Origin of the sequence: Actinophytocola sp., from assembly GCF_036402745.1 — a bacterium.
In the GTDB taxonomy this organism is placed as follows: Bacteria; Actinomycetota; Actinomycetes; order Mycobacteriales; family Pseudonocardiaceae; genus Actinophytocola.
Window position 1 is genome coordinate 14,307 of sequence record NZ_DASWSJ010000048.1, and the last position, 19,381, is coordinate 33,687.

General features: G+C 72.0%; 19 protein-coding genes. 8 read left to right on the top strand and 11 right to left on the bottom strand.

The window, feature by feature from the left end:
- Positions 1-3: 3 nt before the first annotated feature.
- On the bottom strand, positions 4-207 hold the full coding sequence (locus VGD70_RS05105; protein ID WP_331078617.1) for a hypothetical protein: 204 nt from the start codon (positions 205-207) through the stop codon (positions 4-6).
- A gap of 252 nt (positions 208-459) precedes the next feature.
- Here VGD70_RS05105 and VGD70_RS05110 point away from each other — a divergent pair, with 252 nt between their 5' ends.
- From VGD70_RS05110 to VGD70_RS05125, 4 genes are all read left to right on the top strand, one after another.
- Positions 460-1,455 (top strand): lysylphosphatidylglycerol synthase transmembrane domain-containing protein, encoded by a 996-nt coding sequence (locus VGD70_RS05110; protein WP_331078619.1) that lies wholly within the window; start codon positions 460-462, stop codon positions 1,453-1,455.
- Between the two features lie 101 nt (positions 1,456-1,556).
- On the top strand, positions 1,557-2,444 hold the full coding sequence (locus VGD70_RS05115) for a heavy metal-binding domain-containing protein (protein WP_331078621.1): 888 nt from the start codon (positions 1,557-1,559) through the stop codon (positions 2,442-2,444).
- On the top strand, positions 2,441-3,286 hold the full coding sequence (locus VGD70_RS05120) for a heavy metal-binding domain-containing protein (RefSeq protein WP_331078623.1): 846 nt from the start codon (positions 2,441-2,443) through the stop codon (positions 3,284-3,286). The genes VGD70_RS05115 and VGD70_RS05120 overlap by 4 nt, the downstream gene beginning before the upstream one ends.
- Entirely contained in the window at positions 3,283-3,708 is a 426-nt protein-coding gene (locus VGD70_RS05125; RefSeq protein ID WP_331078625.1) for a hypothetical protein, read from the top strand. The genes VGD70_RS05120 and VGD70_RS05125 overlap by 4 nt, the downstream gene beginning before the upstream one ends.
- A 22-nt stretch (positions 3,709-3,730) precedes the next feature.
- On the opposite strand, the gene VGD70_RS05130 is transcribed toward VGD70_RS05125, so the two are convergent.
- Entirely contained in the window at positions 3,731-4,420 is a 690-nt protein-coding gene (locus VGD70_RS05130) for a signal peptidase II (protein WP_331078627.1), read from the bottom strand.
- A gap of 218 nt (positions 4,421-4,638) precedes the next feature.
- Here VGD70_RS05130 and VGD70_RS05135 point away from each other — a divergent pair, with 218 nt between their 5' ends.
- The gene (locus VGD70_RS05135; protein WP_331078628.1) at positions 4,639-4,794 is read left to right on the top strand and encodes a hypothetical protein; all 156 of its coding nucleotides are present in this window, start codon (positions 4,639-4,641) and stop codon (positions 4,792-4,794) included.
- Between the two features lie 198 nt (positions 4,795-4,992).
- Here VGD70_RS05135 and VGD70_RS05140 read toward each other — a convergent pair whose 3' ends face one another.
- The 3 genes from VGD70_RS05140 to VGD70_RS05150 all read right to left on the bottom strand — a co-directional run bounded on the left by VGD70_RS05140 (position 4,993) and on the right by VGD70_RS05150 (position 7,622).
- A complete protein-coding gene (locus VGD70_RS05140; RefSeq protein WP_331078651.1) occupies positions 4,993-5,544 on the bottom strand; it encodes a D-alanyl-D-alanine carboxypeptidase family protein in 552 nt (183 codons plus the stop codon).
- 262 nt (positions 5,545-5,806) lie between these two features.
- Entirely contained in the window at positions 5,807-6,826 is a 1,020-nt protein-coding gene (locus tag VGD70_RS05145; protein ID WP_331078630.1) for an RNA polymerase subunit sigma-70, read from the bottom strand.
- 49 nt (positions 6,827-6,875) lie between these two features.
- On the bottom strand, positions 6,876-7,622 hold the full coding sequence (locus VGD70_RS05150; RefSeq protein WP_331078632.1) for an SDR family oxidoreductase: 747 nt from the start codon (positions 7,620-7,622) through the stop codon (positions 6,876-6,878).
- A 354-nt stretch (positions 7,623-7,976) separates the two neighbouring features.
- On the opposite strand from VGD70_RS05150, the gene VGD70_RS05155 reads away from it, so the two are divergent.
- The gene (locus VGD70_RS05155) at positions 7,977-9,980 is read left to right on the top strand and encodes a GAF domain-containing protein (protein WP_331078634.1); all 2,004 of its coding nucleotides are present in this window, start codon (positions 7,977-7,979) and stop codon (positions 9,978-9,980) included.
- A gap of 126 nt (positions 9,981-10,106) precedes the next feature.
- Positions 10,107-10,895, top strand: a complete 789-nt coding sequence (locus tag VGD70_RS05160) for a hypothetical protein (RefSeq protein ID WP_331078636.1) — start codon at positions 10,107-10,109, stop codon at positions 10,893-10,895.
- Between the two features lie 15 nt (positions 10,896-10,910).
- Here the strand turns inward: VGD70_RS05160 and VGD70_RS05165 are convergent, their stop codons facing one another.
- The 5 genes from VGD70_RS05165 to VGD70_RS05185 are packed head-to-tail and all read right to left on the bottom strand — an operon-like array spanning position 10,911 to position 16,661.
- Positions 10,911-11,876, bottom strand: a complete 966-nt coding sequence (locus VGD70_RS05165; RefSeq protein ID WP_331078638.1) for an ABC transporter permease — start codon at positions 11,874-11,876, stop codon at positions 10,911-10,913.
- Positions 11,876-12,796: an ABC transporter permease gene (locus VGD70_RS05170; RefSeq protein ID WP_331078640.1), complete on the bottom strand. Its 921-nt coding sequence runs from the start codon at positions 12,794-12,796 to the stop codon at positions 11,876-11,878. The genes VGD70_RS05165 and VGD70_RS05170 overlap by 1 nt, the downstream gene beginning before the upstream one ends.
- Positions 12,793-13,827 (bottom strand): dipeptide ABC transporter ATP-binding protein, encoded by a 1,035-nt coding sequence (locus VGD70_RS05175; protein ID WP_331078642.1) that lies wholly within the window; start codon positions 13,825-13,827, stop codon positions 12,793-12,795. Before VGD70_RS05175 ends, VGD70_RS05170 begins: the two co-directional genes overlap by 4 nt.
- Positions 13,820-14,818, bottom strand: coding sequence for an ABC transporter ATP-binding protein (locus VGD70_RS05180; RefSeq protein ID WP_331078644.1), 999 nt, complete (start codon positions 14,816-14,818; stop codon positions 13,820-13,822). Before VGD70_RS05180 ends, VGD70_RS05175 begins: the two co-directional genes overlap by 8 nt.
- 4 nt (positions 14,819-14,822) lie before the next feature.
- Positions 14,823-16,661: an ABC transporter substrate-binding protein gene (locus VGD70_RS05185; RefSeq protein ID WP_331078645.1), complete on the bottom strand. Its 1,839-nt coding sequence runs from the start codon at positions 16,659-16,661 to the stop codon at positions 14,823-14,825.
- 445 nt (positions 16,662-17,106) lie between these two features.
- Between VGD70_RS05185 and VGD70_RS05190 the strand changes: the two genes are divergently transcribed.
- Complete coding sequence (locus VGD70_RS05190) at positions 17,107-18,024, top strand: LysR family transcriptional regulator (protein ID WP_331078647.1); 918 nt, start codon at positions 17,107-17,109, stop codon at positions 18,022-18,024.
- A gap of 15 nt (positions 18,025-18,039) precedes the next feature.
- On the opposite strand, the gene VGD70_RS05195 is transcribed toward VGD70_RS05190, so the two are convergent.
- A partial coding sequence (locus tag VGD70_RS05195) for a FadD7 family fatty acid--CoA ligase (RefSeq protein ID WP_331078649.1) occupies positions 18,040-19,381 on the bottom strand: 1,342 nt, incomplete at its 5' end.

A 19,381-nucleotide genomic window follows, 5' to 3' on the forward strand; every position in this document is an offset into this window, starting at 1 on the left:
GGCTCAGGGCTGGAGCAGGCGGCCGAGGAGTTCGAGCTCCTCGTTCAGGTTCTTCTCGGCGTGAAGGGCGCCGGTGAAGTCGCAGCGCTCACTGCAGTCGCGCTTGGCGCGCAGCGCGCGGGTGACGCGGGACTTGTGGAGTGCCAGGACGAGATGGTCGACGGGCGCAGGGCCGTAACCCTCGAGCCGGGCCGGAGTCACGGACATCGGTTCACCTCCGCTGGATACAGCTGAACTGCGTCCAGCATCACAGCGCGCTCCGCCTCCGTCGTCACGGCTAGCGGCCGTCCTGCCCCCCTGCTGGCTGGAAACCACGGCCGGTATCGACGCCGCGCTCAGTCGCCACACAGGTCCGGGGGGCAGACTCGGGGTATGACGACCTCGGTCGATCGGCCGGTAGGCGCTGTGTCGACGCGAGCACCCGCCGCACGCGGTGCGACCGCGCGGAAGTGGCGCCTCGTGGCCGCCTGCGTCGTGGTCGTGTTGCTCGTGGTCGAGGTGGCGGTGCTGCGTCCCGAGGTGGGCGGGGCGCTGGGTTCACTGTGGACGGTGGACTACGGCTGGCTGCTGGTCGCGGCGCTCGCCGCGGCGGCGTCGATGGGTGTGTTCGCCCAGCTGCGGCGAACGTTGCTGCGCGCCGCCGGGTTCCGGGTGCCGGTCCGGGCCATGGTCGCCGCCGTTCTCGTCGCCAACTCCGTGCACGCGACGTTGCCGGGCGGTGTCGCGTTCTCCACGGGCTACACGTATCGCTGGATGCGCGGGCGGGGGGTCAGCGGACCCGCCGCCACCTGGAGCCTCGCCGCGGGCGGCCTGGTGTCCACCGCCGCGTTGCTGAGCCTCGGCGTGCTCGGCTCGCTGCTGGCCGGCAGCCAGGCCGGCTGGCTCCAGCTCGCGCTCGCCGTCGCCGGCATCGTCGCGTGCACCGCCGCCGTCCGGCACCTGGCCCGGCATCCCCGCACGGCGGCCGCCGCCGGCAGGGGGCTGCTGCGGCTGGTGAACGCGGTCCGCCGCCGGCCATCCGCCACAGGCACCGACGCGCTCGACGGCCTGCTCGCGGAGCTGAAGCTGGTGCGGCCGCGCGGCCGGGACTGGACCGTCGCGAGCGGTTACAGCCTGCTCAACTGGGCGTTCGACGCCGCGTGCCTCGCGGCGTGCGCGGCCGCGCTGGGCCTGCACGGCCTGACCCTGCCCCTCCTGCTCGTCGCCTACACCGCCGGCATGGCCACCTCCGGGGTGTCCCCGCTGCCCGGCGGGCTCGGCGTGGTGGACGCCGCGCTCGTGCTCACCCTCGTCGCGGGCGGCATTCCCGCGGCGGCCGCGCTTCCCGCGGTGGTGCTGTACCGGCTGGTCAGCCTCGTCGGCATGGTCGGGGCGGGCTGGCTCGTGTGTGCGGTGCAGCAGGTCCGCCACGGCCTCCTCGGCTCCCGCGCGCCCGCGCTCGTGCGCGATCGCTGATTCATCGCGCGGCCTCAGGAAGCGCTCAGCGTTTTCTCATCCTGGCGGCGGAACGTGGGTGGTGGAAAGGGAAATCCTATGACTGCCGTCAGAGATGTGCGATGACCGGCTGGAACGGCACGGGCCTGCCACCGGTCGCGGCGCAGCGGGTGCAGCGGGCCGCCCAGGGTGGGCCGTGGACCTCGTTGCTGTCCGTGCCCGCCGCGGCCGGCCTGCGGGTGGCCGGGCTGGAGCCCGCGGGCGAGGTGATGGGCTCGATGGTCCAGCAGATCAGCCTCGTCGGCGCGAGCTGCGGGACCTACTGGCCCGGTCCTGGCGGCTGGGTTGCCGGCGGCCCGGTGGCCGCGCCGCTCGGCCCCAGGGGGTTCGGTCCCTACCTCGACGCGCTGAACCTCGGCTACGCCACCGCGCTGGACCGCATGACCCAGGAGGCGACGGCGCTCGGCGCCGACGGCATCGTCGGCATCACGCTCGCCACCGTGCCGCTCGGTGGCGCGGTGGAGTTCACCGCGCTCGGCACAGCGGTGCGGGCCCCCGGTCACCAGCGTCCCGGCCGGGTGTTCACCACCGCGCTGTCCGGCCAGGACGTCGCCAAGCTCATGACCGCGGGATGGGTGCCCGCCGTCCTCGTCTACGGCATCTCGGTCGCGGTCCGGCACGACGACTGGCAGTCCCGCGCCCAGGCGTCGTGGGGCGCGGGCAACGTCGAGGTCGACGGCTACACCCAGCTCATCGGCCACACCCGGGCCGACGCCCGCGCACGGCTGGCCCGGCAGACCCGCGCGACCGGCGCGGACGGGGCGATCGTCTCGTCGATGGGGCTGCGGCTGTGGTCGGTCGAACCGTCGGAGCGCCATCGCGACCACGTCGCCGAGGCGACGGTGTTCGGCACCGCCATCGCCCGGTTCGCCACCACGGCCACGCCCGCCGCGGGCCGGCCGCTCACCATCCTTCCGTTGCACCACACTCCGTCCGGGAGCACGTCATGACCGCAGTCGAGAACACCCCACTCGGGATCGGCGTCCCCGCGGACGCCATGCGCAGGCTCGCCGAGATGCGCCCCGGGCAGTCCACGAGCCTGTTCACCTCCGATCTCTCGGTGAACGAGTTCCTGCTCGTGCGGGAGGCCGGGTTCCGGCCGGTCGGCCTGGTGCTCGGCTCGAGCATCTACCACGTCGGGTTCCAGGTTGGCCGCTGGAACCGCAACCAGGAGCTGACCACGCTGTCCCAGGCGATGTACCACGCCCGCGAGCTGGCGATGACCAGGATGGAGGCCGAGGCCGACCAGCTCGGCGCGGACGGGATCGTCGGAGTGCGGCTGGAGATCGAGTTCAAGGAGTTCGGCAGCGACCTCGCCGAGTTCATCGCGGTCGGCACCGCGGTCACCGCCGACGAACCGCACACGCCGGACGGTCTGCCATGGCGCAACAACCGCGGCCTGCCGTTCACCTCGGACCTGTCCGGCCAGGACTTCTGGACGCTGATCCAGGCGGGCTACGCCCCGCTCGGCATGGTGATGGGCACCTGCGTCTACCACGTCACGCACCAGCGGTTCTGGCAGGCGATGGGCAACATCGGGCAGAACGTCGAGCTGCCGCAGTTCACCGAGGCGCTCTACGACGCCCGCGAGCTGGCGATGAGCCGCATGCAGACCGAGGCCGAGCAGCTGCACGCGGAGGGCATCGTCGGCGTCGACCTGCGCTCGCACGGGCACCGGTGGGGCGGGCACACCACCGAGTTCTTCGCCATCGGCACCGCGGTGCGCCCGCTGCGCGCCGACCACCACATCCAGGCGCCACAGCTGGTGCTGCCGCTCATCGACTCCCGATGACGACCGATCCCAGCGGGCTCGGGCCCCTCGGCGACGTGCAGGTCGTCGCCGCGATGCTGCGCACCGACGAGGCCGACGTGCGGTCCTTCGCGCGGGTGCTCACCGGCGCGCTCGCCGAGGCGCTGCCCGCCGGCATGGTCGAGGTCGAGTACCGGCGCGGGCTCGGCGACCGGCTGGCCGGCCGGGACCGGCGGGTGGTCGCCGTGCTCGTCCACGGCGACCATCATGATCTCGGGCTGCGGGAGAGCGACCGTGGTGGCGTCGACACCGAGGTGCGGCAGGTCGTCGGTGGCGTGGTGCTGAGCCGCACCAAGGTCGACCTCGACACGTGGCTGTGGGTTCTCGCCGAGACCGTCCTCGCCGCGGCGGCCCGCACCGCGGCCACCCAGCGCGCGTTCGAACGGTTCATGCACGGTCGCTGAGCGGGTCTCTACTCTCGGCCGGTCATCGGGTGATGGTTGGGCCGGAGGCCGGGTTCGGCGTGGTCACGCCGCCGTAGTTGACCGCGCCGAACCCGACGACGACGACAAGACAAGCCACGGAGGCGATCCCCGACAGCCAGGTCCGACGCCGACGGTGCCTCGTCGGCGGGGGTCGGGACGCGGTCGCGGACCGGTTCGTACGCCAAGCGCTCACGGTCACGGCGAGGATGAACAGAAGCGTCCCGCAGAAAATGAACACGTCCGCCACGTTGTAGCGGATCGGACCGAGCGGAATGAAGTCAACCGCTCCACGCACACTGCCCGGGGCCGTCACGTAGTGCATTCCCAGGCGATCGAGCAGGTTGCTGATCCAGCCGCCCACCATCATGGCGCCGGGAACGAGAACGAGGGCCGGCTGCCGGCGGCGGATCATGACGAACGCGGCGGCACTCAACAAACCGAAGTCCATCAGGTCGAGCAGCGCACCGGTGACCGGGTCGGCGTACCAGTGGCTGATCGTGGCTCCCACGAAGATGTTGCCGCCGTAGTTGATCTGGGTCAGAGGGGCGTGCCGCCAGGCCCAACCCTTGGCGAGCTGGTCCACCACGACGACCACCGCCAGCAGGCCCAGCACCGTCGATCGATGTTCCAGCCCACCTTTCCGCGTCACCTGGGCCGGGAGAGCAGCGGCCGTCGTCGAGTCGTAGCTCATGATCGTGCCCCCTGGTGGTAGCTGTTCGTGTGCTAGCTATTGCCCAGGGTGACGCGTCATGGTTGCGAAATCGTTACGGCTGGTGACGTTCTGTATGCCGGGTACCGGCCGGAAGCGCCGCTTGCCGGAGCATCGCGGCGTGGCGTCGTCGCCGTCGCGACCACGTTCGATTGGTAACGTGGATGACCAATTCGACGACGTACTCGAGCATGGAGGACGTGAACGCGCAGCTCATGGCCATGTTCACGGCCTGGCGACAGGAGATCGACTCGGTGCCCTTCGCCTACGAAGCCGAGTTGGACACCATGATCTTCAGCTTGCCCGATGACCATTGCTGGGCCTCGTTGGCCGCACGGCGCGACGATCGGCCGTGACGGTTGCCGCATTCGGCGAGTAGCCGCACGAGGCCGTGGTTTACCCGAACTACAGCAACAATCTGATCTCGTGGTTCCAGGTCGAGGCGAGTGCGGTGGGATCGTGCGCGTCGCCGGCACGGTTGGGTACGGCGGGCGCTGCGCACCGTCACGCGGGCCTTCTCGACCGGCTGACCGGGACCGCTGGCGCGGTGGTGGTCAGCTCCCGGTGGCACTCGGCAGCAACGCGGGGCATCCGGCGGCGGCGTAGTTCCGGTCGTACTCGAAGTGCCAGGGCTCGTTCTGGTACCGGCGGCACCACCCCAGCGCGGGCCCGTTGCGCTCCACCCAGCCGGCCGAGGCGAGCGGCTGCACGTCCACCGCGATTCCCTTGACGTGCATGGACCTCTCCGGTGGGAGGACGTACTTCTCGGCCAGCTCCCGGGTGCCGAACCGCCGCACGGCCTCGGTGAACTCCCGCTCCTGCTGGCGCACGCTGCGCTTGCCGTCCTGCAGGCACAGCCGGACCCCCTGCTCCCCGGCCTTGGCCCGCAGCCGGCGCCAGGCGTCCAGGACGTCGGGGCGCAGGCCCTCGGGTTGCTCGTCGACGTACCGTTCGTCGATCGGGCAGACCGGCCCGGTCTCCGGTCCCGGCACGTCCTCGAGCACCGGCGCCGATCGCCCGGCGACTCGCTCGTAGGCCAACGTCACCCGGCCGGTCACCCCCAGCGTCACCACCACGGCGACGGCGAGCACCAGCCCCAACAGCATCGCCAACTGAGCCGTCGGCCTAGGCAAGAGCGGCCGTCGCCCGGGGAGACGTCGTGTAACGCGGGTCGCCCGGGGTGGCTGCCACGATCGCCGGCTCGGTGCGATCCATCCGGGTGACCATGTCGCCGAGGCTACGCGCGTACGCCGTCAGCCGGGCCGTCCCGCCGCCGGTGGCGAGGGCGGCAGAAGTGGCGTCGTCGAGCACGTCGACGGGCAGGCGTTCGCCGCCCTCACCGAGTCCCGGGGGTGATCCTGGCGGCCGTCACCGCGGTGGTCGTGGAAGCGCCGCCCTCGAGCCCGCCCACCCGGGCGTGCCGCCGAACGTCGGTACCAGGCCGGGGTCGTTGAACGCGGTGATGCGGGCGATCCGCGCCCCGCTCAGGGTCAGGACCTCGACGCCGTGGGCCTCGTACTCGCCCTCGCTCGTGCGCTCGTAGACCACGACGGCCGGCTGGCCGTTGGCGGAGGTCGGCACCATCCGCCACAAGTCCTTGTCGCGCAACACCCGGGTGGCCAGGAACCCGATGACCGCCCGCCGTCCGGTGAACCAGGTCGGCACCGGCGGCATCTCCAGCTCGACGTCGGCCCGCAGCAGGCTCACCAGCGCGTCGGGGTCGGCTCGGGAGAACGCGTCGACATAGCGGTCGAGGAGGGTTCGCCGGGTTTCCTCGTCCGGCTCGGCGAGGTCGTCCTCGACGGGGCCGGCCGCGGCCAGGTGGGCGCGGGCGCGGCGGAGCGCGCTGTCGACCGCCGCGGTCGTCGTGCCCAGCATCTCGGCGACCTCCGCCGTCCGGAACGCGAGCACGTCGCGCAGGGTGAGAACGGCTCGCTGCCGGGCGGGAAGGAACTGGAGCGCGGCGATGAAGGCGAGCCGCACGCCGGTCCTGCCGGCCACGATCGCCGCCGGGTCGCCGGCGCCGGCCACCGCGCCGCCCACCGCGCCGACCAACGCGTCGGGCGCCGGCTGGAGCCACGCCACCGACGGCTCGCGGGGCGCCACGGCCACCCGGTGATCGTCCGACGGCGCCCCCAGTCCCGACGGAAGCGGCCGCCGTGCGCGGGTTTCCACCGCGGTCAGGCAGGCCATGGTGGCGATCTTGTAGAGCCACCGCCGCAGCGACGAGCGGCCCTCGAACCGGCCGAACCCGCGCCAGGCCCGGAGGTAGGTCTCCTGCACCAGGTCCTCGGCGTCGTGGATGGAGCCGAGGATGCGGTAGCAGTGCGCGAGCAGCTCCGGCCGGAACGGTTCGGCCAGGGCGGCGAACTCGGTGTCCGTCGGCATCGGCGCTTCTCTCTCGATGGTGCGGTGCCCTCCACCCTAGGCAGGCGGCTCAGGGGAGCGCGCGCGGTCCGGTGCCGGTGAGCAGGTACTCCGGTGCGCTGTCGGGATCGGCGGCGAGCTCCACGACGGTCTTGGCGACCTGGTCCGGCGTGAGGACGGGCTGCAGTCCGTCGACGAAGGTGTCCCGGTCGACGCCCTGCCGCGCGGCGTAGCCCGCGACGGCGGCCGAGCCGAGGCCGGTGGCCGGGGTCAGCTTCGGGAACAGCGCGACGAACCTGATGTCCAGCCCGGCCCGCCGCGACTCGTCGGCCGCGTACTCGCGGAGGTACCGGATGGTGGCCTTGGCGCCCGCGTATCCGCCGCTGAGCGGGGATCCGGCCAGGGCGGCGCCGCTGGACATCAGGACGACCACGCTGCCGGGTGCCAGGGGCTCCCGCAGCGCCGCCCGGGTCCAGGTGAAGGCGTGCCGGGTGTCGGCGTGCCAGTTGCGGCTGAAGGTTTCCCAGGTCTGCTCGTGCACCGGCGCCAGGTGCGGCGGGACCCCGGCGTTGAGGACGAGCAGCCGGGGGTGGTGCTCGCGGATCAGGTCGTGCGCGAGCGTTTCGTCGGTGGCGTCGGCGGCCACGGGCGTGAAGCCCTCGCCGAGCTCGTCGCGCACCGCGCGCAAGGCGTGCTCGCCGCGGGCGATGCCGACGACGTTCGTGCCCGCGGCGACGAGAGCGGCGGCGATCGCGTGGCCGAAGCCGCGGCTGGCGCCTGTGACGACGGCGGTTGGGACGGGAGCGGAAACAGACATCGGAGACTCCTGGGCGGTCGGGTTCGGTCCACATCAAGACCAGCCGCCGGAGGAAAACCCGTCGCCCGAGCACGAGTGACGTGCGTCACAGTCACTCGCGCGGGACCCGGAGCCGCGGATCGCGGCGACCGCGTTGCCGGGGCTGTGGCTCGTCCGGTTCCGCGGCCTGTCGGGCTCAGCTTCACCCGTCGGCGGCTACGCCTGCGGGGTACGCTGCGACCACCATCTCGTCGCTGAGGGACCGGGCATCGGCGCTCCCGCCCAGGAAGGGCGACCGACATGCACCTCGCCCCTCAGCCGCCCCCCACGAGCAGCCGACTCCCTGCCCGGCACGCCAAGCTTTCCCCGCGGCGCATGCTCGCCGGGGCGCTGACCGGGCTGGTCGTTCTCTCCCTGCTGACCCTGGGTATGACCGCGCTTCGCGGCTTGCTGAACCTGCCCAGCCAGACGTTGCTCTACCTGCTCGCCGTGGTGGTCGTGGCGCTGATCGGTGGGCTGGTTCCGGCGCTGGCCGCCGCGGTCGCCGCCGCGGTGCTGCTGGATCACTACTTCATCCCGCCGCTCGGCGACTTCGCCGTCGCCGAGCCCACCAATGTGGTGGCGCTGGCCGCGTTCCTCCTCGTCGCCGGTGCGGCCAGCTGGGTCGTCGGCCTGGCCGCGCGCCGCCGGGCGGCCGAAGCCCTCGCTGCCGCGAGTGCCGAGAGCCGCGAGGAGATCCGCCGGCTCGCCAAGGAACAGGCCGCGCTACGCCGGGTCGCCACGCTGGTCGCCCGCGGGGTACCGCCGGCCGAGGTGTTCGCGGCCGTCGCGCACGAGGTCGGCAGCGTCCTCGGCGCCGACGCCACGCCCGTCGCCCGCCTCGAGCCCGACGGCGCGACCACCGTGGTGGCCGTCGGCGGCGACCCGCCCGAGGAGCTGTCGGTGGGGAGCCGCTGGAAGCCCGAGCCGCCCCTGGCCGTGGCGGAGGTCCTCCGCACCGGCCGCCCGGCGCGCTCCGACGACTACAGCCAGGCCTCCGGCGCGTCCGGTGACGCCATCCGCCGGATGGGCGCCCGGTCGGGAGTCGCGGCGCCGATCATCGTCGAGGGACGTCTGTGGGGCACGATCGTCATCGTGGGGCGGCGGCTTTTCCCGGCCGACGCCGAGCAGCGCATGGCCGGCTTCACCGAGCTCGTCGCGACGGCGATCGCGAACGCCGACAGCCGCGCCCAGCTCGAGGAAAGCCGCGACGAGCTCGGCCGGCTCGCGCAGGAACAGGCCGCGCTGCGGCGGGTCGCCACGCTCGTCGCCCGCGGGGTACCGCCGGCCGAGGTGTTCCCGGCCGTCGCGCAGGAGGTCAGGCACATCCTCGGGGCCGACGCGTCGCTCATCGTCCGCGCCGATCCCGACGGTGAGGTGACCGTCCTCGCCCGCGTCGGCGAGAACCAGGAGGAGCTGCCGATAGGGAGTCGCTGGAAGCCCGAGCCGCCCCTGGCCGTGGCGGAGGTCCTGCGCACCGGCCGCCCGGCGCGCTGCGACGACTACAGCCAGGCCTCCGGTCCGTTCGTCGACGCCACCGTCCGCCTGATGGGGATCCGGTCGTCGGTCGCGGTGCCGATCACCGTCGAGGGACGGCTGTGGGGCACGGTCGTCGCCGGGGTCACGCACGGGTACTTCCCGGCCGACGCCGAGCCGCGCATGGCCGCCTTCACCGAGCTCGTCGGCACCGCGATCGCGAACGCCGACAGCCGCGCGCAGCTCACCGCCTCCCGGGCCCGGATCGTCGCCGTCACCGACCAGGCCCGCCGCCGCATCGAGCGCGACCTGCACGACGGCACCCAGCAGCGGCTCGTCGCGCTCAGCCTCACCCTGGGCGTGGCCAAGTCCACCGTGCCCGTGGAGCTGCCCGAGCTGCGGACCCAGCTCGGCGAGATCGCGGGCGAGCTCACCGCGACGATCGACGAGCTGCGCGAGCTCGCCCGCGGCATCCACCCCGCGAGCCTGTCGGAGGGCGGGCTGGGTGCGGCCCTGCGCATCCTGGCGCGCCGCGCCGCGATCCCGGTGAAGCTCGACATCCGGACCGAGACCCGCCTCGCGGACCCGATCGAGGTGGCCGCCTACTACGTCGTGTCCGAGGCGCTCACCAACACCACCAAGCACGGCCGCGCCTCCTCGGTGCGGGTCTCCCTCGACCAGCACGACGGTCTCCTGCAACTGTCCATTCGCGACGATGGCGTCGGCGGCGCCGATCCCGCGCGCGGCACGGGCCTGACGGGCCTTCGCGACCGCGTGCAGGCCCTGGGCGGATCGATCGAGGTGGACAGCCCCGCGGGGGAGGGGACGGGGATCCTCGTCGAGCTTCCGCTGCGGCCCGGCTGACCACACCAGGGGACGCCGGATCGGGCCGCGACCCAATCGGTCACAGCGGACGCACAGGGCGCCTACAAGCAACGCACATGAACCGCTCGCAATCTCGGGGTAGTCGCGTAGATGAGGAGCGCCATCATGAACGAGCTAGACCAGACAAGCCCCGACGAAGGGCGTCCCGCTTCGGGCGCGCCGGCCGAGCAGCCACGCCGGTCGAAGGCACGGCGGCTGCTGTCGAACCGACGGAGCGGATGGATCGTGGCCGCGGCGGCGACGTGTGCGGTGGTCGGACTGACCGCCGCGTGCACCGCGTCCCCCTCGGCGACGGCCACGCCCCCCTCGGCGACGTCGGCGCCCTCCGGGCCCGGCGGCGGCGGGTCCAACGCCCGGTCCGGACCGGCCGCGGGAGGCTCGGCCGGCACGGTCGACAGCCTGTCCACGTCGGGCTTCACGATGTCGACGTCGGCGGGTCAGCAGGTGACCGTCGACGAGGCGTCGTCCACGACGTACCAGAACGGGACGAGCTCGACCTCGGCGAGTGCCATCACGACGGGCGAGAACGTCCTCGTACTCGGGACGACCAACGGAACGACCATCACGGCCACGCAGGTCATCGTGCAACCGAATGACGGCGGCGGAGCCGCGGCTTCCTCGGCGGCAGGCGTGGTCCCCTTCCAGCGCGGCACCCCGAGCCCGGCGAAGCAGGACGGTCAGATCCCGGCGAACTACACCGAGGGACAGGGCACGATCGTCAGCGGAACGGCAGCGGACAAGGCGACCGAAGCCGCGCTGGCCGCCTACCCGGGCGGCGTCGTCGACCGCGTGGTGAAGCTGAGCAACGGCCAGTACGAGGTCCACTACATCGGCGTCAACTGGCCGCACCACATCTTCGTCAGCCAGGACTTCACGGTCCTCGGCGCCAACTAGCTGATCGATTCCGGGTCAGGACAGGCGGATCCTCGGGTCGAGGACGGCGTACAGGAGGTCCACGACGATGTTGGCCACGACCACGAACACCGCCGCCAGCAACACGACCGCGATGATCACCGGTTCGTCGGAGTTCGTGACCGCCTGGACCGACATGCGGCCCAACCCGTTGAGGCCGAACACCTGCTCGGTGACGATGACGCCACCGAGCAGGGTGGCCACGTCGATGCCGAACTGGGTGACGACCGGGATCAGGGCCGCGCGCAGCCCGTGCCGGTAGGTCACCCGGCTTTCCCGCAGGCCCTTGGCACGCGCGGTCCTGATGAAGTCCTCGCCGAGCGTCTCGATCAGCTGGCCGCGGGTGAGCCGAACGTATACGGCCATCGTCGCGACCGCGAGGGTGATCCACGGCAGGACCAGGTGTGCCGCCCACTGCGCCGGGTCCTGGGTCAGCGGAACGTAGCCGCCGCCGGGAAAGAGGTCCACGCCCGCCACGTGCAGCTGGTAGAACAGCAGGTACAGCAACAGAAGCCCCAGCACGAACGTCGGGAACGACAGCCCGAGGAGCGCGAACAGCGTGGCGCCGCGGTCGAGGAGGCTGCGCGGGCGGGTGGCCGACAGCACGCCGATCAGGACCCCGAGGACCAGCCAGATGACCGCCGCGCCGAGGGCCAGCGACGCGGTGACCGGGAAGGCCTGCGCGATCAGCGTGGTCACCGGCTCGTGGCTGTAGTACGAGTAGCCGAGGTCGCCGTGCAGCAGCCGGCCGATGAAGTGTCCATATTGGACGTAGCTCGGCTGGTCGAGGCCGAGCTGGTGGGTGACCGTGGCCACCAGCTGCTGGTTCTGCGCGGCGAACTTGCCCAGCAGCAGCTGCGCGACGTCGTGCGGCGCGACGAAGAAGAGCGCGAACACGATGACGCTGATCAGCCAGACCACCAGCAGACCGGTGAGGAGCCGGCGAAGGAGGAAACGCAGCATCACCGCCCCCTGAGCTGGGTGCGCGGGTCCAGCGCGTCCCGCACGCTGTCGCCGAGCAGGTTGAACGCGAGCGTGGTGAGGATGAGCGCCAGCCCGGGGAAGACGAGGAACCACCACGCCACCTGGTAGAAGCTCTGCGCGTCGCTGATCATGTTGCCCCAGCTGGGAGTGGGCGGGATGATGCCGACCCCGAGGTAGGACAGCGTCGCCTCGAACACGATCGAGACCGGGATGAGCAGCGTCGTGTAGACGATCACCGGCGCGACCAGGTTGGGCAGTACGTCGACGAACATGATCCGCACGTCGCCCGCACCGAGCGAGCGCGCCGCCTCGACGTACTCCTTCTCCCGGATGGCGAGCGTCTGGCCGCGCACGATGCGACCGACCGCCGCCCAGGAGAAGAACGCGATCACCGCGATCTCGATCAGCTCGCTCGGCCCGGCCACGGTGACCAGCGCGATCGCGAACAGCAGGAACGGGAAGGACAGCACCACGTCCATCAGCCGGGCCAGCACCGAGTCCACGGCCGGCCCCAGATATCCCGCGCACAGGCCGACGACCACGCCGATCACCACGGCCGCCACGGCGGCGCCGACGCCGACCGCGAGCGAGACCTGGCTGCCGTAGACGATCCGGACGAGGATGTCGCGCCCCAGGTTGTCGGTGCCCAGCAGGTGGTGCGCGCTCGGCGGCGTCGGCAGGCCGTCCGGGGTGATCCCGCCCGCCCGGTCCTGTTGCGTGGGGCCATAGCCGACGAGCGCGCTGATCGGCTTCGCCAGGATCGCCGCGAGGAAGAGCAGCAGGATGAACGCCGAGCAGGCGATGGCCACCCGGTCGCGGCGCAGCCGCGCCCACGCCAGCTGCCACGGGCTGCGCCCTGCCACCGGCTCGCTCACCACCATGGCGAGCTCGGCCGTCATGTCGTGCCTCCGGCCGCCCGGGCGAGGTTCTCGCCGGCCTGGACCGGGAAGTGGCACGCGGTCAGGTGCGCCGGCGGGTCGCTCTCGAGCGGGACCAGCGCGGGCTCGTCGGTGGCGCACCGGTCCTGCGCCTTGGGGCAGCGCGGGTGGAAGCGGCAGCCCGAGGGCGGGTCGACCGGGGACGGCACGTCGCCGGTGAGGATGATGCGCTCCCGGCGATCCGCGCGGTCGGGGTCGGGGACCGAGGCGGCGGACAGCAACGCGGCCGAGTAGGGGTGTCGCGGGTGGCCGTAGAGCTCGTCCGCCTCCGCCAGCTCGGCGAACTTGCCGAGGTACATCACCGCGACCCGGTCGCTCACGTGCTCGACCACCGAGAGGTCGTGGGCGATGAAGACGTAGGTGAGCCCGAACTCGTCCTGCAGGCTCTCCAGCAGGTTGATGATCTGGGCCTGGATCGACACGTCGAGCGCGGACACCGGCTCGTCGCACACGATCAGCTTCGGGCGCACCGCCAGGGCCCGGGCCACGCCGATGCGCTGGCGCTGGCCGCCGGAGAAGTCGGCGGGAAACCTGTTGTAGTGCTCGGGGTTGAGGCCGACGAGCTCCATCAGCTCCTGGACCTTGCGCCTGCGGTCGAGGCCGTCGGCCAGCCCGTGGATGGCGAACGGGTCACCGATGATCGACCCGACCCGGCGCCGCGGGTTCAGCGAGCCGTACGGGTCCTGGAAGATCATCTGGATCTCCCGGCGGACCGGCCGCATCCGCCGGCGGGACAGCGTGCTGATGTCCTGCCCGTCGAAGGTGACCGTGCCGGCGGTCAGCGGGTGCAGCCGGGTGATGCACCGGGCGAGCGTCGACTTCCCGCACCCGGTCTCGCCGACGATGCCCAGCGTCTCGCCCCGGCGGACCTCCAGGCTGACGCCGTCCACCGCGCGGACCGTACCGGTCTGCCGCTTGACCACGATCCCCTGCCGGATCGGGAAGTGCTTGACCACCCCGGAAAGGCGCAGCAACACATCCGGATCATCCACTTCGGACACCTTCCGCCTCGTCGACGCCGACCGGGTGGGCCGGCAGCCAGCAGGCCGACCGGTGTGCCGGCGTGCCGATGTCCCGCAGCTCGGGCAGGTCGGTGACGCACTTGTCCAGCACATAGCGGCAGCGTGGGTGGAACGCGCAGCCGCTCGGCACGGCGATCAGGCTGGGCGGCTGGCCGGGGATCGGCCGGAGCTTCCCGTGCGTGCCGGCCGCGCCCGGGATCGACTCCAGCAGTCCCTTGGTATACGGGTGATGCGGCTCGTAGTAGGCGGTCCGCCGGTCCGCGACCTCGACCACCTTGCCCGCGTACATCACCAGCACCGTGTCGGCGATCTCCGCGACCACCCCGAGGTCGTGGGTGATCACGATCAGCGCGGTGCCCAGCTCGTCGCGCAGGCGCCCGAGCAGGTCCAGGATCTGCGCCTGCACGGTGGCGTCCAGCGCCGTGGTCGGCTCGTCCGCGATGATCAGCTTCGGGTCGAGCGCCAGCGCCATCGCGATCATCGCGCGCTGCCGCATGCCGCCGGAGAACTGGTGCGGGTAGTCGTCGACGCGGGTCTCGGCCTGGGGGATGCCGACCATCCGCAGCAGCTCGATCGCCCGCCCGCGCGCGGCCTTCCTGGTGACGTGCTGGTGCGCCCGGATCATCTCGACGATCTGCCAGCCGACCCGGTAGAGCGGGTGCAGGCTCGACAGCGGGTCCTGGAAGATCGTCGAGATCCGCGCGCCGCGCACGGCGCGCAGCTCGTCGGCGCGCATGGACAGCAGGTCGCGGCCGTCGAACAGCGCCTGGCCCGTCACCTCGGCGCCGCGGGTCAGCCCGAGCAGGGTCTGGGTGCACACGGTCTTGCCGGACCCCGACTCGCCGACGATGCCCAGCGTCTGCCCGGCCTCGACGTCGAAGGACACCCCGCGGACGGCCCGCACGAGGCCGTCCGCGGTGGGAAACGTGACGCGCAGGTCGCGTACCGAGAGGAGGGTCATCCCGTCAGCTCGCCGGGTTCAGCCACACGTTGGTGTAGTCGTACTGCGCCGAGAACGGCCAGAAGAGCGCGTTGTGCACGCGGGTCGAGCGCATCAGCGGGGTGGACTGCGTCTGGAACGGGATGATCGCCGCGTCCTTCATGATCTGCACGTCCGCCGCGTGCAGGGCGGCGTCGGCCACCGACTGGCTGGTTGCCGCGAGCGCCTTGTCGATGTCGGCGTTGACCTGGGCGTTGTTGTAGTCGCCCCAGTCGGTCGAGCCCGGCCCGTAGGTCCGCCCGTCGAACAGCGGCTCGACGATCGCGCGGCCGTTGTTGCCGTACCAGTCGGGCACCCAGCCGGGCTCGGAGACGTCCCACACGCCGGAGCGCGCCGCGGTCGGGTCGGACAGGTACTTGCCGTAGTAGTCCGAGGCCGCCGACGGCTTGCCGACCACCTTGACGCCGCACTTGGCGAAGTCGGCCTGCACCGACTGGTAGACGTCCGGGTGCTTGCCGGAGGTGCGGTACACGTCGGTGAGCGTCAGGCCGTTCGGGTAGCCCGCCGCGGCGAGCATGCTCTTGCACTTCGCCGGGTCGCCCTTGCTGCCGGCCGTCGCGTACGGGTCGAACTGCTGGTAGCCGGCGTTGCCGGGCGGGATGACCTGGCCCAGCGGTGTGTTCAGGGACGGGCCGCCGTAGATCTGGCCCAGCGCCACCTTGTCGACCGCGTACTCGAGGGCCTGGCGCACCGCGACCTTGCCGAGAGCGCCGCCGTTGTTGGGGCTCTGCATGTTGAACACCAGGAACGGGCTGGTGTCGTAGTTCGGGTAGATGCCGAGCCGCGGGTCGGCGGCGGCCTTCAGGCTCGGCACGGCCGCGGTCGGCACGGTGGTGTCCCACTGGAGGTCCTGGGTGCCGGCCGCGATCTGCTGCTGCACGCCGTTCTCGTCCGGGCCGAGGGTGATCTGGATGCCGTCGACGTACTGGTGCCGCAACGGGTCCGCGCCCTGCGTCCAGGCCGGGTTGCGGCTCAGCACATAGGACTGGCTGGGCACGTACTTGGTGATCGCGTACGGGCCGTCGGAGATCGTGTGCTGGCGGAAGTTCGCGTCGTCGGGCAGGTAGGACAGGTACTCCACCGGTGCGGCCGAGGAGAACGGCAGCGCGAGGATGCTGGTGAAGTCGCCGGCGGGCGCGGTGAGGGTGAACCGGAGCGTGGTCGCGTCGACCGCCCGGATGCCGCTGATGTCGTGGGTGGTCATGAACTGCCGGAAGGACGCCACGTCCTGGGGAACCTTGGCGAAGGCCGCGCAGTAGCTCCGCATTCCGGCGATGGTGTTCTCGTAGTACCCGGGCGCGCCGACCGAGTTCTGGGTGGGGTTGCACAGCCGCTTGAAGCCGAGCACGAAATCCTGCGCGGTGACCGGGCGGGCCGGTGTGGTGTTCCACCTCGCGTCCGGCCGGAGACGAATGGTGTAGGTCCTGCCGTCGGCGCTGAGCCCGCCGTTGGCCGTCGTCGGCAGTTCGGTCGCGAGGTCCGGCGCCGGCTGCAACGCCGTCGTCCTGTCCGTCGTCGCCGGGTAGCTGAACAGCTGGCGGGTGAAGGCGCGCTCCAGCGAGTAGCTGGTCGTGTAGTACGCCGACGCGGTGTCCAGGTGGTCGACGTCCGCGTTGCCGACGATGCGTAACGTGCCACCCGTCACCGGCTGACCGGACGCGTTGACGTTGGCCGCCTGGTTGTAGCCGTAGCTACCGCCCTGGCCGCCGCTCGTGCCGGACGTGCCGTTGTTGCACGCCGCCACGCCCAAACAGACGATCGTGAGCGCGGACGCCGCCACCGCACCTCGACTGAACGCAACCATGGGTACCTCGCCGCATAGGTCAGGGGGTCCGCTCACCACCCTGGCGCGGAATGCGCAGCGACGGGCCGGGAGCGGAATTGGCGAATTGCCTCCGCGAGGCTAATCCGGCCGGACCGGCGGCGTGCCCGGTCCACCCGACCGTTATCGAAACATGACGGAAAAGTGGCCGTTCAGGCGCGTGCGCCGCGGCCTTTGTTGCGGAAAGTCGGAATAGTGCGAATTTGGCTCGCCGGGTAATTTTACGCTTTGCTCACATCGGCGTTCGTCGCTCATTGAAGGTAGCAGGAACGTGCCATTCCGGCTAGCCGGAAGAATTGTTGGCGGCTAGCGGGTGGGCGAGTTGCCGCTAGCCGTGACGACAGGGCGACCCCTCAGCAGCGATCCTGGCGTCATGTCCCGACGCCGACGTCCGGGCCGTCGGGCGCCCAGGCGGAAGGATCCGATCATGCTGTTCCGTCAGTTGGAGTACTTCGTGGCCGTGGCCACGGAGAAGCACTTCGCGCGCGCGGCGGACGCCTGCTACGTGTCGCAGCCGGCGCTGTCGACCGCGATCGCCAAGCTCGAACGCGAGCTGAACGTCACGCTGATCAACCGGGGGCACAACTACCAGAGCCTCACCCAGGAGGGCGAGCTGCTCGTGGTGTGGGCCAAGCGGATCCTTGCCGAGCAGGAGGCGTTCAAGGCGGAGGTGGCCGCCGTGCGGTCGGGCATCACCGGAACCCTGCGGCTGGGGACGGAGCCCACGGCGTCGACGACCCTGGTCCTTCCCGTGGCGGCGTTCCGCGCGCAGCACCCGCTGGGCAAGGTTCGGGTCCACTCCCGACTGTCTACTATGGAGCTTCGCCGCCGGCTGCGGGCGTTCGAGCTGGACGCCGCGATCGGGCACTTCGGCCCCGACGACCGGGAGGGCCTGGAGGTGTCGCCGCTGTACACGGAGCGGTACCTGCTGCTGGCCGCCGAGGAGCTCGTCGACGGGACCCAGCCCATGAAATGGGGGGACGCCGCCCGGTTGCCGCTCGCGCTGCTGACCCAGGACATGACCATTCGCCAGGTCATCGACCGCGCGTTCGCCGACAGCGGGGCCACGGTGACCCCGCAGCTGGAGACGGACTCGGTCGCGTCGCTCTACGCCCACGTGAGCATGGGTGCGTGTGCGAGCATCGTGCCGCACACCTGGTTGCGGGTGATGCCGCCGGGCGCCGGGACCAGGGCCGTCCGCCTGGTCGACCCGGACGCCACGGCGCAGGTCTCGGTGGCGATCCACGCCGCGGCCCCGGGATCGCTCACGGCCCGGGCGTTCGTGAGCGCGGCGACGGGCCTGTCGCTGGACGGTTTCTTCGACCAGGCGCTGCCGGCCCGATAACGCGACCCTTCGGCGTCAGTGCGCGTACTGCCCGTCCACCGCCCGCCGGTCGAGTGCGCCCTTGGCGGTGTGCGGCAGCGTGGGGACGACGTCGAGCCGGTCGGGTACCTCGAAGGCGGACAGCTTGTCGCGGCAGTACCGCAGGATCTCGTCGGGCCCGATGCTCTCGCCCTCGCACACGACGACGGCTGCGCCGACCCGTTCGCCGAGGACCGGGTCGGGGACGGCGAACACGGCGGCCTCCATGACGCCGGGACACCCGGCGAGGACGTCCTCCACGTGTTCGGGCGAGATCTTCTCGCCGCCGCGGTTGATCAGGTTCTTGAGGCGCCCGGTGAGGAACAGGTACCCGTCCTCGTCCAGAGCGCCGAGGTCCCCGGTGCGGAACCACCCGCCGGCGAAGCTGCGTGCCGTCTCGGCCGGGTCGCTGAGGTAGCCCTGCGCGACGGTGGGACCGTGCACCCACACCTCGCCCTCGGTGCCGGCCGGGACCGGCTCGCCGGCCGGGTCGAGCACGCGAAGGTCCACGCCGGTCGCCCGGCCGACCGACCCGTGCTTGAGCGGCCCGTTCCGTGGCAGCGGCTCGCTGGTCGTCTGGTGCGCGGTCTCGGTCATCCCGTAGGCCGACAGCAGCGGCACCCCGAGCGTGCGCTCCATCGCCCGGCCGGTGGCCGCGTTGAGGGGCGCGCTGCAGCTGCGCACGAACCTCAGCGGCGCGACCCCGGTCCCGGGGAACTCGCGCGCCGAGCGGGTCAGCAGGATCTCGTAGATCGTCGGGACCGCGGTGAACCACGTGGCGGCCGCGTCGTGCACGTCGGCCCAGAACGTGTGCGCCGAGAACCGTCCCCGCTCGGGGAGCAGCACGCAGCCGCCGCTGGCCAGGGACGCCAGCAACACCGCGAACAGCCCGTGACCGTGGAAGAACGGCATCACGGCGACCGTCGAGTCGCCGGGGCCCAGCTCGTAGCCGCCGCAGATGCCCTGCACGGCGGCGGCCACGTTGGCGTGCGTCAGCGGGACCATCTTGGCCCGGTCGGTGGTTCCCGCGGTGAACAGGACGAGGGCGTCCTGGGCCGAGATCTCGCGGTCCGCGCCCCGGACGTGTCGCACGGGAGGCGCGCCGGTGTCGAGCGTGGCCGTCGCCGTGCCGGCGGGGGACAGGTCCACCCGCAGGGTCCACACGGGAACGTCGGCCGGTGCGACCGGCGCGGGCGCGCCGACGAGGACGGCCTGCGCCCCCATCTCCTCCAGCCGGGCGGACAGCTCCGACTCGGGCAGTGCGGGATCCATCGGGGCGACCACCAGCCCGGCTCGCGCCGCCCCCAGGAGCCCGACGACGAACTCGGCCTGGTTGGCA